The organism is Gaetbulibacter saemankumensis DSM 17032 (assembly GCF_000425645.1).
GTDB lineage: Bacteria > Bacteroidota > Bacteroidia > Flavobacteriales > Flavobacteriaceae > Gaetbulibacter > Gaetbulibacter saemankumensis.
Map to the genome: position 1 here is coordinate 13163 of NZ_AUDV01000007.1, position 14318 is coordinate 27480.

Annotated in this window: 17 protein-coding genes; 10 read left to right on the top strand and 7 right to left on the bottom strand. The window is 33.7% G+C overall.

What is annotated here, in order from left to right; genetic code table 11:
* The first annotated feature begins 151 nt into the window (after positions 1–151).
* From dapF to H611_RS0104655, 5 genes are all read left to right on the top strand, one after another.
* The gene (gene dapF / locus H611_RS0104635; protein WP_027137251.1) at positions 152–925 is read left to right on the top strand and encodes a diaminopimelate epimerase; all 774 of its coding nucleotides are present in this window, start codon (positions 152–154) and stop codon (positions 923–925) included.
* Positions 922–1446 (top strand): GNAT family N-acetyltransferase, encoded by a 525-nt coding sequence (locus H611_RS0104640; protein ID WP_027137252.1) that lies wholly within the window; start codon positions 922–924, stop codon positions 1444–1446. Before dapF ends, H611_RS0104640 begins: the two co-directional genes overlap by 4 nt.
* On the top strand, positions 1447–2490 hold the full coding sequence (gene mltG / locus H611_RS0104645) for an endolytic transglycosylase MltG (RefSeq protein ID WP_027137253.1): 1044 nt from the start codon (positions 1447–1449) through the stop codon (positions 2488–2490). It begins immediately after the preceding gene.
* Positions 2490–3401, top strand: coding sequence for a DUF2279 domain-containing protein (locus H611_RS0104650; RefSeq protein ID WP_035483455.1), 912 nt, complete (start codon positions 2490–2492; stop codon positions 3399–3401). Before mltG ends, H611_RS0104650 begins: the two co-directional genes overlap by 1 nt.
* Positions 3402–3511: 110 nt before the next feature.
* The gene (locus H611_RS0104655) at positions 3512–4171 is read left to right on the top strand and encodes a lysozyme family protein (RefSeq protein WP_027137255.1); all 660 of its coding nucleotides are present in this window, start codon (positions 3512–3514) and stop codon (positions 4169–4171) included.
* A gap of 10 nt (positions 4172–4181) precedes the next feature.
* Here H611_RS0104655 and H611_RS0104660 read toward each other — a convergent pair whose 3' ends face one another.
* The 3 genes from H611_RS0104660 to dnaA are packed head-to-tail and all read right to left on the bottom strand — an operon-like array spanning position 4182 to position 6801.
* Complete coding sequence (locus H611_RS0104660) at positions 4182–4898, bottom strand: SAM-dependent methyltransferase (RefSeq protein WP_027137256.1); 717 nt, start codon at positions 4896–4898, stop codon at positions 4182–4184.
* A gap of 10 nt (positions 4899–4908) precedes the next feature.
* The gene (locus tag H611_RS0104665) at positions 4909–5361 is read right to left on the bottom strand and encodes a low molecular weight protein-tyrosine-phosphatase (protein WP_245574767.1); all 453 of its coding nucleotides are present in this window, start codon (positions 5359–5361) and stop codon (positions 4909–4911) included.
* A 12-nt stretch (positions 5362–5373) separates the two neighbouring features.
* Positions 5374–6801 (bottom strand): chromosomal replication initiator protein DnaA, encoded by a 1428-nt coding sequence (gene dnaA / locus H611_RS0104670; RefSeq protein WP_027137258.1) that lies wholly within the window; start codon positions 6799–6801, stop codon positions 5374–5376.
* 189 nt (positions 6802–6990) lie between these two features.
* Here dnaA and H611_RS0104675 point away from each other — a divergent pair, with 189 nt between their 5' ends.
* Entirely contained in the window at positions 6991–7389 is a 399-nt protein-coding gene (locus H611_RS0104675) for an acyl-CoA thioesterase (RefSeq protein ID WP_027137259.1), read from the top strand.
* Between the two features lies 1 nt (position 7390).
* Here the strand turns inward: H611_RS0104675 and H611_RS0104680 are convergent, their stop codons facing one another.
* The 4 genes from H611_RS0104680 to H611_RS0104695 are packed head-to-tail and all read right to left on the bottom strand — an operon-like array spanning position 7391 to position 10073.
* The gene (locus tag H611_RS0104680; protein WP_035483457.1) at positions 7391–7999 is read right to left on the bottom strand and encodes an IMPACT family protein; all 609 of its coding nucleotides are present in this window, start codon (positions 7997–7999) and stop codon (positions 7391–7393) included.
* A 6-nt stretch (positions 8000–8005) separates the two neighbouring features.
* Entirely contained in the window at positions 8006–8617 is a 612-nt protein-coding gene (locus H611_RS0104685; RefSeq protein ID WP_027137261.1) for an HAD family hydrolase, read from the bottom strand.
* Positions 8610–9614, bottom strand: coding sequence for a bifunctional diaminohydroxyphosphoribosylaminopyrimidine deaminase/5-amino-6-(5-phosphoribosylamino)uracil reductase RibD (ribD, locus tag H611_RS0104690; protein ID WP_027137262.1), 1005 nt, complete (start codon positions 9612–9614; stop codon positions 8610–8612). Before ribD ends, H611_RS0104685 begins: the two co-directional genes overlap by 8 nt.
* Positions 9615–9620: 6 nt before the next feature.
* The gene (locus tag H611_RS0104695) at positions 9621–10073 is read right to left on the bottom strand and encodes an LEA type 2 family protein (protein ID WP_027137263.1); all 453 of its coding nucleotides are present in this window, start codon (positions 10071–10073) and stop codon (positions 9621–9623) included.
* Positions 10074–10126: 53 nt separating this feature from the next.
* On the opposite strand from H611_RS0104695, the gene H611_RS0104700 reads away from it, so the two are divergent.
* The 4 genes from H611_RS0104700 to H611_RS0104715 all read left to right on the top strand — a co-directional run bounded on the left by H611_RS0104700 (position 10127) and on the right by H611_RS0104715 (position 14283).
* Entirely contained in the window at positions 10127–10618 is a 492-nt protein-coding gene (locus H611_RS0104700) for a GNAT family N-acetyltransferase (protein ID WP_027137264.1), read from the top strand.
* Complete coding sequence (gene prmC, locus H611_RS0104705; RefSeq protein WP_027137265.1) at positions 10615–11475, top strand: peptide chain release factor N(5)-glutamine methyltransferase; 861 nt, start codon at positions 10615–10617, stop codon at positions 11473–11475. The genes H611_RS0104700 and prmC overlap by 4 nt, the downstream gene beginning before the upstream one ends.
* 9 nt (positions 11476–11484) lie before the next feature.
* On the top strand, positions 11485–13482 hold the full coding sequence (ligA, locus tag H611_RS0104710; protein WP_027137266.1) for an NAD-dependent DNA ligase LigA: 1998 nt from the start codon (positions 11485–11487) through the stop codon (positions 13480–13482).
* 84 nt (positions 13483–13566) lie between these two features.
* A complete protein-coding gene (locus H611_RS0104715) occupies positions 13567–14283 on the top strand; it encodes a hypothetical protein (protein ID WP_035483460.1) in 717 nt (238 codons plus the stop codon).
* Positions 14284–14318 lie beyond the last annotated feature (35 nt).

Genomic DNA, 14318 nt, shown 5'->3' on the forward strand with positions numbered 1-14318 from the left:
TTATTTATTTCTCTTATTTTAAGAAAGTATCTAGTTAATTTTCAATCAAACCAACGATTAAAATTAGTTAATTATTGAAAGAGCTTTTCAACTTTAACGACTATTTAACACCATAAAAAACGGTTTAATATTTATATCTTTGTGCTCTATTATGCAGCAAACATTTTACAAATATCAAGGAACAGGAAACGATTTTGTGATGATTGATAATCGTCAACAAACGTTCAACAAAAAAGATACCAAACATATTGCATTTTTATGCGACCGACGATTTGGCATAGGAGCAGATGGTTTAATTCTTTTGGAAAATCATCCAGAATATGATTTCCGAATGGTTTATTATAATTCTGATGGGAATGAAAGTTCTATGTGTGGAAACGGAGGGCGTTGCTTGGTTGCGTTTGCACAGGATTTGGGAGTCATTTCCGGTAAAGCCGTCTTTGAAGCAATTGATGGTTTGCATCATGCAACTATTGAAAATGGCATTGTAAACCTGCAAATGCAGGATGTGGACGTTGTGGAGCAATATCCAAATCATGTGTTTTTAAATACCGGATCGCCACACCATGTGCAATTTGAGGAAGATATTGAAAACTTCGATATAAAAATCAAAGGGGCAGATATACGTTATGGTGAGCCATACAACGAAGCTGGCACCAATGTGAATTTCGTGAAGCAGTTAGATAATGAAAATTTTGTTGTAAGAACCTATGAACGAGGGGTTGAGGATGAAACTTTGTCATGCGGAACAGGCGTTACAGCAGTGGCTATAGCAATGCATTCCTTAAAAAAAACAACTGAAAATCAAGTTGCTCTGCAGGTTAGAGGAGGAGATTTAAAAGTGCAGTTTGAAGAGAACAATGGTACTTATAAGAACGTTTGGTTAATAGGTCCGGCAACTTTTGTGTTTAAAGGAGAGATATGATAACGTTAAAAGGAGATAGTGTTTTTTTGCGTGCCTTAGAACCTGAGGATTTGGAGTTTGTCCATAAGGTTGAGAACGACGAATCTATCTGGGAGTTAAGTCATACGCAAACACCTTTTTCTAAATATATTATTAAACAGTATCTGGAGCAATCGCATAAAGATATTTATGAAGCTAAGCAGTTACGTTTGGTAATTTCAGATTATAATAATCTACCCTTAGGTTTAATTGATTTGTTTGATTTTGATTTTAAAAACCGGCGTGCAGGCGTTGGTATTTTAGTGCAGAACATTGAAAATAGAGGCAAGGGCTACGGTTCTGAGGCTCTGAAATTATTGATTGATTATAGTTTCAATCGTTTAGGATTGCATCAATTGTATTGTAATATCTCGGAAGATAATATCCAAAGCGTTAAATTGTTTACCAAACAGGGATTTGAACAAATCGGATTAAAAAGAGACTGGAATCATGTAAATGGTTCATTTAAAAGTGAATATTCATTTCAACTTATTAATAAATAAATGTATATTAAAAAAATACTTGTTGCAATAGCACTAACGGGGCTTGTTGCAGCTGCTTTTTTCGCGAATTTCGTGTATAAAACCATGTTAAAGCCTAATACAGCGTTTAATAATGAAACGGCTTATATATATGTATCAACAAATGCAACGTACGCAGAGGTGAGAAGTCAGTTAGAGCCGTTGTTAATAGACATGAGGACTTTTGATGTTTTAGCAGAACAGAAAAAGTATGTCTCAAATATTAAAGCAGGGAAATATGCCATTAGTAAAGGCATGAATAATAATGACATTATTAATTCGATTAGAAGTAAGAATCTGCCTGTTACAGTGTCTTTTAATAATCAATCCGTACTTGAGAAGTTGGCTGGTCGTATTAGTTTGCAAATTGAAGCTGATAGTTTAGATTTGATAAAAGCCATGACAGACTCTGAATTTTTAAAAGAGAACAATTTTAATGAGGCTACAGCCTTAGGAATGTATTTACCTAATAGTTATGAGTTTTTCTGGAATACCGATGCCGAAGCTTTTAGGGATAGAATGCTAAAAGAATACAAGCGATTTTGGACTGATAATAGAAAAGCAAAAGCCAAATCTATAGGATTGTCGCAAAAGGAGGTTATTACTTTAGCTTCCATTGTTTATGAAGAGTCTAAACAAGCTTCGGAGCAACCACGTATAGCTGGTGTTTATATGAATAGATTGAAAATAGGCATGCCTTTACAAGCTGATCCGACATTGAAATTTGCTGCGTATCAATTGCCAAAGTATCAGAATACAGTTATTAAACGTGTTTTAAATGTTCACAAAGAAATAGATTCTCCTTATAACACCTATAAGTATCGGGGTTTACCACCAGGTTTAATTGCTATGCCGGATATATCGGCTATAGATGCTGTTTTAAATCATGAAAAACATAAGTATCTGTATTTTGCTGCAAATGCCCAAAAATTAGGATATCATAAATTTGCCAAGACCTTATCACAGCATAATGCTAATGCCAGAGAGTATCAACGTTATTTAACGGCTCAAGGAATTAATAAGTAATGAAGCAGAGCTCGGGAATATACCTGTTATTTTTTGTTTTTATTCCTTATTTATTCTTCGCACAATCTAATTTAGATAGTTTTTTAACACCAAGTGACACCTTAATTAAGTCTAGAAGAAATGCTGTGATTATTTCAGAGGCTTCATTAGCTAGTATTTCTTTAATTGGATTGAATCAGTTGTGGTATGCGAATTACAAGCAATCAAAATTTCACACTACATATGATAATAATCAATGGTATCAGATGGATAAAATTGGCCATGCTTTTACCGCTTATCAAATAGGAAAACATGGTGCCCAGTTATTAAACTGGAGTGGTGTACAAAAAAAAGATCAACTACTTTATGGCGCGACTTTAGGTTTTACATTTTTAACAGCGGTTGAATTATTCGACGGGTTTTCAAAAGAGTGGGGTTTTTCTTGGGGTGACATGGCAGCCAATGCCGCAGGTACGGGGCTGTATGTTGGTCAGGAATTACTATGGCAAGAACAGCGTATTGCTTTAAAGTTTTCTTATCATCAAACACAATATGCAAACCAGCGACCTGAAATATTGGGTCATGGTTTTTTTGAGGAATTATTAAAAGATTATAATGGACAAACCTATTGGCTAAGTGTTAATCTTCATTCTTTTTTTAAGGAAGGTGGTCTTCCTAAATGGTTAAATGTAGCTTTTGGATATGGAGCAACAGGCATGATTTCTGGTCGAATTGATTCCGATTTGATATCATTAAATGAAACAACTCGCTATAGGCAATTCTTCTTAAGTTTAGATTTAAACTTAAAATCGATACATTCAAAATCTAAAATATTGAACGTTTTTTTAGACGTTTTTGATATGATAAAAATACCTTTTCCTGCTTTAGAATTTAATAAAAAAGGTGGTGCATTTCATCTATTCTACTACTAAAAAAAGTAGATAGACGATTAATTTTGATAATATTAAAAAAATATCTAATTTTGCACGCTCAAATTTTCACGCATATTATACTAGTAAATATGCCGAAGAAATTTAAAGTTATGAGAAAAAGTATTGCAACCTACTTAACTCTAACGCTTACAGTAAGTTTCTTATTGTTTGTTTCGTTTTCATCTGATGAAACGATAGATTTAAGTAAATACTCAACAGAAGGCTTAACGTTAAATTATACGGTAAGTCAAGACGAAGGCATTAAAGATAATGTTATAGCGTCGAATGATGTGAACAAAACATTTTCTCCTTATTTAGGAAAATCTTTTGTAGGTTTTAAAGAAGCATTAGCTTTTAAAGAGTCTGGAGGCGATTATTTTACAGTAAATACTTTCGGGTATTTAGGAAAATATCAATTTGGGGCCAGCACTTTAAAATTGATCGGGGTAAAAAATCCGGAACAATTTTTAAAGGATCCAGAACTTCAAGAGCGTGCGTTTATGGCAAATTCACAGCGTAATAAGTGGATTTTGCGAAGAGATATTAAAAATTTCGTTGGTAAGCGAGTAAACGGAATTTTAATTACAGAATCTGGAATTCTTGCAGCTGCGCATTTAGCAGGACCAGGGAATGTAAAAAAGTATTTAAGAAGTTTTGGGTTAGATAACTTCGAGGATGGTTACGGTACAACGATCGAGTATTATATGAAACGATTTTCAGGCTACGACACTTCGGCAATCCAACCCAATAGAAAAGCTAAAGCTATTTAAAAATTAGTAATTAGCTTTTATGAATAATAAATATCGTAGGTCTTTTATGAAGGTCTACGATATTTTTTTTCCAAGCCTTAGCTGGTAAGGTTTTTATAAATTCTGAAGCTAAAGTAATGTCACAAGCCACACAAACATTGGTGTTTTGTTCTAAGTAGTTTGATAAATCTTCCAGCATTTTATTGTTTCTATAAGGCGTTTCTATAAATAACTGTGATTGATTGTGTTCAAAAGATAGACGCTCTAGACGTTTAATTTCATTTTTGCGTTCATGTTTGTCAATAGGGAGGTAGCCATTAAATGCAAAACTTTGTCCGTTCATTCCGGAGCTCATAATGGCCATTAATATCGAGGATGGGCCTACTAAAGGAACTACTTTAATGTTCTTTTGATGGGCTATACTAACAATATCAGCCCCAGGATCGGCAACACCCGGGCATCCTGCTTCAGATAATAAACCAACATTTTCACCGTTTAGACATGGTTCTAAAAAACTTGGTAGATCACTTGGGTCAGTAAATTTATTGAGGTGAAACATATTTAAAGCCGGTTGCGATTTATCTGGAGTAATACGTTTTATGAAACGTCTGGCTGTTTTGTCGTTTTCAACAATAAAAGTGTTTGTGTTTTCGATTACCGTTTTTACGGTTGCAGGTAAAACTTCTAACGGTTCATTATCTCCTAAAGTAGTTGGTATTAAATATAATACGCCTTGTTTTGTGTTCATGGAGATGGTTTTAAATTAACTTTTTTACAATTATATCACAGGCTTCATTGAGCATATTATACACATTTTCGAAACCTTGATTACCGCTGTAATAGGGGTCGGGAACATCAAAATTTTCGCCTGGATAAATTTCGTTTAATATCATGTTTACTTTGGCTATGTCTGCTTCATTTCGTGCTAAGCTTAATACATTGCTTAAGTTGGAACTATCCATAACGTAAATGTAATCGAAACGATCAAAATCAGATGCCTCAAATTGGCGACCTCTAAGATTATTTATATTTATACCATATTTATTAGCAACTGCAACGGAGCGTTTATCGGGTGGACTGCCTACGTGATAATTCGCCGTCCCTGCCGAATCTACAATAAATTCATCTTGAGGTAATTTGGACTTTAAAATACCTTCCGCTAATGGCGAACGACAAATATTGCCTAAGCATACCATTAGAATTTTAGTCATTATTCTGAAATTTTAAACTGTAAGCTTCTTGCTGATATCTTCAACGTATTTTTTGAATTGCTTATCGGTTGAAGTTAAGTTGTCGACGGTCTTGCAGGCATGTAATACCGTGGCGTGATCGCGTTTTCCAATTTGAGAACCAATACTTGCCAGTGAGGCTTTGGTGAATTTTTTCGCAAAAAACATGGCTAATTGCCTTGCTTGAACAATGTGACGTTTACGAGTTTTAGACTGTAAAGTGTCAATGTCCATCTGGAAATAATCTGACACTACTTTTTGTATAAAGTCTATAGATACTTCACGTTTGGTGTTCTTCACAAATTTCTCAACAATAAGTTGCGCAAGATCTATAGTTATGTCCTTTTTATTGAAAGACGACTGTGCAATTAAAGAAATAATAGCACCTTCTAATTCACGAACGTTTGAATTAATGTTTTTGGCAACATATTCAATAATATCATCTGGCATTTCTACACCATCACGATATAACTTGTTGTTTAATATTGAAACTCTTGTTTCAAAATTTGGTGTTTGTAACTCTGCTGATAATCCCCATTTAAAACGAGATAATAAGCGTTGTTCAATATCCTGCATATCAACAGGGGCCTTGTCACTTGTTAAAATGACCTGCTTACCATTTTGGTGTAAGTGGTTAAATATATGGAAGAACACGTCTTGTGTTCCTGTTTTACCAGATAAGAACTGAACGTCGTCAATAATTAAGACGTCAATAATCTGGTAAAAGTGAATAAAGTCGTTTCTATTATTCTTTTTTACGGCATCTATATATTGTTGCGTAAATTTTTCAGCAGAAATATAAAGTACTGTCTTTTCGGGGTACTTATCTTTTATTTCAACGCCAATGGCGTGTACTAGGTGTGTTTTTCCCAGGCCAACCCCTCCAAATACTAATAAAGGGTTAAAGGATGTGCCTCCTGGTTTTGCAGCAACCGCTAATCCAGCACTTCTAGCAAGACGGTTGGCGTCACCCTCAAGAAAATTATCAAACGTATAATTAGGATTTAACTGAGATTCTATCTTTACATTGCGAATTCCAGGTATAACAAAAGGGTTTTTTAATTCCGGATTTTTGTTTTTTAATGGAATGTCAATTTCTTGAGACTTTACAGCAGTTCTGTTCGCGCTTGGAATTTTTTCGGTAAATGGTTGTTTATTGCCATAAGTGTTTTCCATTTTGATAATGTAAACAAGTTTAGCATCTTTACCTAATTCCTTTGTGAGGGATACTTTAAGGATTTTTACATAGTGTTCTTCAAGCCATTCATAAAAGAATTTGCTCGGCACTTGTATGCTTAAAGCGTTGTCAGTAAGTTTAACTGCTTGAATCGGTTCAAACCATGTTTTGTATGCTTGCGGTTGAATGTTATCTTTTATAAATTGTAGACAATTATTCCATACCGATTGCGCAGTTCTACTCATTCTTGCTAAAGTGGTTTTGTTATTTAGTGTTAATGTCGAGAGAAAAATGTAATTTCTCTTGGTTGTTGTTGTGGGGCAAATATGTGAACAAATTTTTTAAAAAAAAAATCATTTACTATTGATTTTTTGCAAAAAAAAACACATGTTTAAGCCCTGACCGAAACTACAAAAAAATATTTAATAATCCTTATGAAATTCGATGAAATACAAATAAGAGTTAGATATGGTGAAACCGACCAAATGGGGGTTGTATATCATGGAAATTACGCATTATATCTTGAAATGGGCCGCATTGAGTGGTTAAGAAAACAAGGAATTTCATATAAGAGTATGGAAGAAAGTGGTGTGATGTTACCGGTAATTTCTTTGAATATAAATTATAAGAAATCAGCTGTTTATGATGATGTAATTAATGTAAAAACTCAAGTGAAAGGTGTGCCTACGGCTAAGATTGAATTTGAGTATGAAATTACTAATGAAAAGGGAGAACTTTTAGTGACCGCGACAACGACTTTGGTGTTTGTTGATATGAAAACCAATAGACCTATGCGTGCTCCGGATTACATTTTAGATGCAATTCAGAATTAATCTAAATTTCTGAAATGGTTATTTCATATAAATGATTGAACAGATTAAAAATAGTGTTAGCATGTTTTTTTCGAACAGAAATTTTTATTTGGCAATCTAATTCTAATTTTTGGTCTACGATATTCAGATTTTTTTCCTTAACAATCCGCATAACGGTGTTCATGTTTTTGTATTCGAATTTAATCAAGTATTCTATGTTTATTGTTTTTTCAATAATACTGGATGCTTCTAATGTAAGTTGAGCGGTTGTTTTGTAGGCGTTAATTAAACCTCCAACACCAAGTTTGACACCTCCAAAATAGCGAACCACAACAATTAAGATGTTAGTAACATCGAAAGATTGTATTTGGCCATATATGGGCATGCCTGCTGAATTGTTTGGCTCGCCGTCGTCATTTGCGCGATAAGTGATGCTTTCAGTGCCTAATTGATAGGCGTAACACCAATGTCTTGCAGAATGATGTTCTTTTTTTAAATCTTCTAAATGTTGTTTTATTTCATTTTCGTTAGAAACCGGGTAGGCGTAACCAAAGAATTTACTGTTTTTGTCTTTAAATAAAATGGCTTCAACAGGTTTATAAATGGTATTGTAAGTGTCTTTAATAGTCAAAACGTATTAAAATAAATGAAGTTTGGTTTCAAATAATGTAGTTACATCATCAGTGTTAGGAGTGATATGCCATGTGTTAATGTCTAGTGATTTAGCGGTTTGTATATTGTCGGCATTATCATCTATAAATAAACATTCTTGAGGGATGATATTATTTTCCTTTAAAACGAATTTAAAAATATCCTGATTTGGTTTTCTTAGTTGAATTTCATGCGATAAATAAAACGCGTCGAAACATTGTTTAAACTCGTCATAGAGTGGTATGTTATTTTTAATCCAGTCTATATGTAGTTCGTTGGTGTTACTTAATAAGATGAGTTTGTATTTGCCTTCAGATTTTAGTTTTTTTAGAAAATCCAGTCGGTGTTCCGGGAAATCCTTTAGCATATAATTCCAGATAGATATGAGTTCTTCTGGTTGGGTGTTAGGAAAGTTCGCCTGATAGAATTCTATAAATTCATTTGTGCTAATCAAGCCTTGTTCATATAAGCTGTTAAAGGCAATCATTTCTTCCGGAAACGATTCTATCTTGAACGATTTCATTGTGTGTGCAATGGCTCCTTCTATATCTAGGTTGATAAATACATTGCCAAAATCAAAAATTAAAGTTTTAATCATTCGTATAGATTTTAAGGCGGTCATTTAATATGTTCTGTTCTGAAATTAACTTTCCTGAGAATGTCGGTGCTAGGATACCAGCGGTAAATTTAATAGTTCCATAGAAAATCCGAGCTTCATCCCATAAATTTTCATTTATAAAGGTTTGAATTGTTTTTGCACCACCTTCAATAATTATAGAATTAATATTTTGTTTATAAAGGGTGTCACATATTTGCTTGGCTACATTTATTTTGTTGTCTATATCTTTGTTACTTATGATAATAGTTTGTGCGTCCTTATTAAAAACACTATAGCTTTTTGGTAATTTCAGATGGTTATCCAATACAACGCGAATAGGGTTTTGCCCCATCCAATCTCGAGTTGTAAGACTAGGGTTGTCATCAATAACTGTATTGGTACCTATCAGTATAGCTTGCTCTTCCCCACGCCACTTGTGTACGAGTTGTCTGGAGTAGGTATTGGTAATCCAAACCGGTGTTTTAGTGTCTTTAGATTTTGGAGCAATAAACCCATCGGTGCTTTCTGCCCATTTTAAAATAATATAAGGGCGCTTCTTATTGTGAAAGGTAAAAAAGCGTTTATGGTGTGCTTTGCATTCGTTTTCCAAAACGCCTACAGTGACATTGCATCCAGCGTTTTTTAATTTAGCAACGCCTTTGCCTGCTACTAATATATTGTCGTCTAAACATCCAATAACAATATTGGGAATTTGATGTTTTATAATCAAGTCACTACATGGGGGTGTTTTGCCGTAATGTGAACAGGGTTCTAGCGTAACATAAATAGTAGCTTCTTTTAGAAGTTTTTTTTTCTTTACCGAATTTATAGCGTTAACTTCTGCATGATTCCCTCCGTAGGGGCTGGTGTAGCCTTCACCAATAATTTTGTTGTCGTGTACAATCACGCTGCCAACCATCGGATTGGGTCTGGTGCTTCCTAATCCATTTTTAGCAATTTCTATGCAGCGTTTTATATATGTTTCGTGCAGATTCAAAATAGCTTATTTTATTTTTATAGTTTCGGTTTTATCAATGGTATAAGTGTCTGAATAACCAAAAACTTTGTATTTAATATCGCCACGATACTGGACTTTTATTTTTTTACTAAATAAACTTCCAAGTAAGCTCCCTAGGTTTTTGTCACTAAAAATACTGTCTTTTGGAATGTGTGCTGTAAGGGGAATGGAAAATTCCTTTTCTGAAGGTATATCGAATGTTTTTGTGGAAACCGAAGCCATTTCGTTATCATTAACAAATACTTTTATTTCGTCTGTTTTTAGTTTACCTCCAATAATATTAGGATTCATAAAAACAGCATGGGCGCTTATAGTGAAGGTTTTAGAATTAGATTCGGTAACTTCAATGTGTTCAACTCTTAAAAATTCAGGTTTTTCACTAATCTTGCAGCTTGTTATACAGAGAAGTGTTGTTAATAATATTATGAGTCTTTTCATTTCAATTTTTTCAAAAATAAGTATATTCACTTGCGCAAAATTATACATTTAAATTGACTAAAGATACGATTGTTATTAGAGAAATTCTTCCGGAAGATAATACCCAACTTGAAAAAGTTATTCGGGCATGTTTTCATGAATTCGATATTCCTTTAGAAGGAACCGCTTATAGTGATTCCGAAACACCCTGCATGTATGAATCGTATCAAAATGATGATGATGTTTATTTTGTTATTACCAATGGCAGCTCCATTTTAGGAGGGGCGGGTGTAAAACCTTTGAAGGATTATAATGGTGAGGTATGTGAAATTCAAAAAATGTATTTTTCACCAGAAATTAGAGGTAAAGGTTTTGGTAAACAAATGTTTGAAATGTGTTTAAAGGCAGCTAAAAATTTAGGTTATAAACAATGTTATTTAGAATCAGCGCCACAATTAAAAGCAGCAATCCATATTTATGAAGCTTATGGGTTTAAACATTTGCAAAAGGCTTTAGGGAATACCGGACATTTTTCTTGTGGTGTCTGGATGATAAAGGACTTATGAAAGTAAAAGAATTACAACATACATTTCATCAGGAATTAGATGTACATTATGATAAGGAAGAGGTTGATAGCTTTTTCTTTATGCTGTTATCTTATTGGTATCATATTGAAAGGATTAAATTAGCACTAGAGCCCAATTTAATTCTTGAAGATGATTCTAAAATGTTTAAGGCTTTAGATCGACTGAAAAAACAGCAACCGATACAATATATCTTGGGGGAAACCGAATTTTTTGGTTTACCTTTTAAAGTAACTGAATTTACGTTGATTCCGAGACCAGAAACAGAAGAGTTGGTAGAATGGATTGTTAATCATCAAGGGGAATTCAATAAAAAAATGCGAATTATTGATATTGGAACTGGAAGTGGTTGTATTGCTATTTCTTTAGCGAAAAATATCCCGAATGCTGAGGTGTTTGGGTTAGATGTGAGTGCAGATGCTTTAAAAATAGCCAGACAGAATGCTGATTTAAACAAGGTAAATGTTCATTTTATGGAGGCTAATATTTTAGATTCGACAACTTGGCCGGATGTGTTATTTCAAATGGAATTCGATGTTATTGTGTCGAATCCGCCATATGTTCGCGAGCTTGAAAAATCGCTAATGAAAGCCAATGTCCTAGATCACGAACCTCATTTAGCCTTATTTGTAAAGGATGAAGACCCTTTAGTGTTTTATAAGGCTATTACTCAGTTTGCTACTAAAAAGTTAACCGATAAAGGAGCATTGTTTTTTGAAATTAATGAGTACTTAGGTAATGAAATGATACATTTGCTTACCGAAAATAAATTTAAAAACATTCTATTAAAACAAGATATGTTTAAAAAGGATAGAATGATTAAAGGAGAAAAGAATTAGTTGAAGATCATGACTGCAGAGCAAGAAATCTATAAACTTCGTGAGGAATTAAATCAGCACAATTATAATTATTATGTGTTAGATACGCCTATAATATCAGATTATGAGTTCGATTTGAAGTTAAAACAGCTTCAGGAGTTGGAGGCGAAACATCCTGAATTTTTCGATGCCAGTTCTCCTACACAACGTGTTGGAGGAGAAATCACCAAGAGCTTTGAGACTATTCAGCATGAGTACCGTATGTATTCATTAGATAATTCGTATTCGAAAGAAGATCTTTTAGATTGGGAAAATCGTATTAAAAAAATTATTGAAGGTGAAATCAAATATACCTGCGAGTTAAAATATGATGGTGCTTCGATAAGTTTAACTTATGAAGAAGGTAATTTCGTGAAAGCGGTTACACGTGGTGATGGTTTTCAAGGTGATAATGTGACTGCTAATGTGAAAACCATTAAATCCGTTCCCTTAAAACTTAGAGGAGATTTTCCTTCTAAATTTGATATTCGAGGTGAAATTGTTTTGCCTTTTGAAGGTTTTAATAAATTAAATGAAGAGCGCATTGAAATAGGAGAAGAACCCTATCGGAATCCTAGAAATACGGCTTCGGGAAGTTTAAAATTACAAGATAGTGCCGAGGTTGCTAAGCGTCCTCTAGAATGTTTGCTTTATAACTTAACAGGTACAAGCTTAGGAGTTAGTTCACAGTTTGAAAGTTTAGAGAAAGCCCGAGATTGGGGGTTTAAAGTTCCAAACGTTGCTAAGTTGGTTAATAGTATTGATGAGGTTATAGAGTTTATTGCTTATTGGGATGAACACCGTCATAGCTTGCCATACGAAACCGATGGTGTAGTTGTTAAAGTAAATAGTTTACAACAACAGGATGAATTAGGTTATACGGCTAAAGCGCCACGATGGGCTATTGCTTATAAGTTTAAAGCAGAGCAGGTGTCTACTAAATTAGAAAGCATTTCCTATCAGGTTGGACGCACGGGGGCTATTACACCTGTTGCTAATCTGGAGCCAGTTGAATTAGCTGGTACAACAGTAAAACGTGCATCTTTGCATAATGCCGATCAGATTGCGAAATTAGATATTCGTGTTGGTGATATGGTGTACGTTGAAAAAGGGGGTGAAATTATACCAAAAATTTTAGGGGTTGATTTGTCTCAGCGTACTTCAGATTCAATGCCAACAGAATATATTAATAATTGTCCGGAGTGTAACACAGAATTAGTTCGTCAGGAAGGTGAAGCTCAGCATTATTGCCCTAATTATAATGGGTGTAAGCCTCAGGTTATTGGGCGTATACAGCATTTTATATCTCGCAAGGCTATGGATATTGAAGGGTTGGGAGGAGAAACTGTTGCGCTTTTGGTTAATGAAGGGTTAATATCTAATTATTCCGATTTATATGAATTAACCAAAGAGCAGGTATTGCCATTGGAGCGTATGGCAGAAAAAAGTGCTGATAATTTAATAAAAGGAATCGAACAGTCTAAATCGATACCATTTGAACGGGTATTATATGCGTTAGGAATTCGTTATGTAGGGGAAACAGTAGCTAAAAAATTAGCTAAACATTATAAAAGTATCGAGGCAATCGCAGTTGCTTCTGAAGAAGCGTTGGTGAATGTAGATGAAATTGGAAAAAAAATAGCCGAAAGCGTATTGGCATTCTTTCAGTCTCAAGAAAATAAAGTGATAATTGAAAGGTTGAAGCAATTTGGTGTTCAGTTAGAAATGTCTGCTGAGCAATTGGAAGGGCAAACTAATTTATTGGCAGGACAGGCTATTGTGGTAACTGGTGTATTTGAAACAATTTCACGTAACGATCTGAAGAAATTAATCGAAGATAATGGCGGTAAGGTAGGTAGTTCAATATCTTCTAAAACCACTTTTATTGTTGCCGGAGATAAGATGGGACCAAGCAAGAAGAAAAAAGCAGACGATTTGAAAATTCCTATAATTAGCGAGGCTGAATTCCTACTTAAAATCGATAATTAACACAAAATATTCGATTAAATGTAATTTTTTGTCGTTTATATGCGATATTTATTTATATTTGTGGCTTAACCATATAATTTAATCATGGATAAATCTAAAATCATGATAAGTTTAGTGCTACTTATTTATATTGCGTCAGTATTGTGTCAATTTATTGGATACGATGTTTGGAGTTATTATTTGAGTTCTTTAATAATGCCAGTAATTACAGTACTTTATTTTATTAGTGTTAAGAAACGAACCTTGTTCTTTAGTCTGTTTTTATTGTCAACAACGGTTTCGGATATCTTAGTTTTTTTGGAGGACTTTATTCCTTTCGATTTTAATTATTTGTTTGGGAATTCACTTTATATTCTGGCTTATATCTTTTTATTGGTCGAGATTTTCAGTTCCATGAACTTAATTAAAGTTATAAAAAGTTATTTTTTACATCTTATTATTTTATCGGTTCTCAGTGTTTATTTGGTGTATGTGTTGCAAGAGATTGTTGATCCCTATGTGGAGATGAGTTATAAATATTATGTAGAATTAGTTTATAATATCGTTTTATTTCTTTTGCTATCTGTAGCCTTGTTAAATTACTTTTATCACGATAATGTTAAGTCGCTGTATCTATTCTTTGGTTCATTAGCTATTGTTTTTGCGGAGGTTATTTGGATAGCTTATGCTTATATTTCAGAAAGAAATCTACTTATTTTCTTGGCAATAACATTACATTTATTAGGCTTCTTATTATATTTTCGTCAAGCTAAGCTGGAAGATGAAGAAGAGACTGTAGAGGTCACTGTTCAGTCTCATTAGATTGTTGGTTGCATGTTTTTTAACAAAAAGTCCTT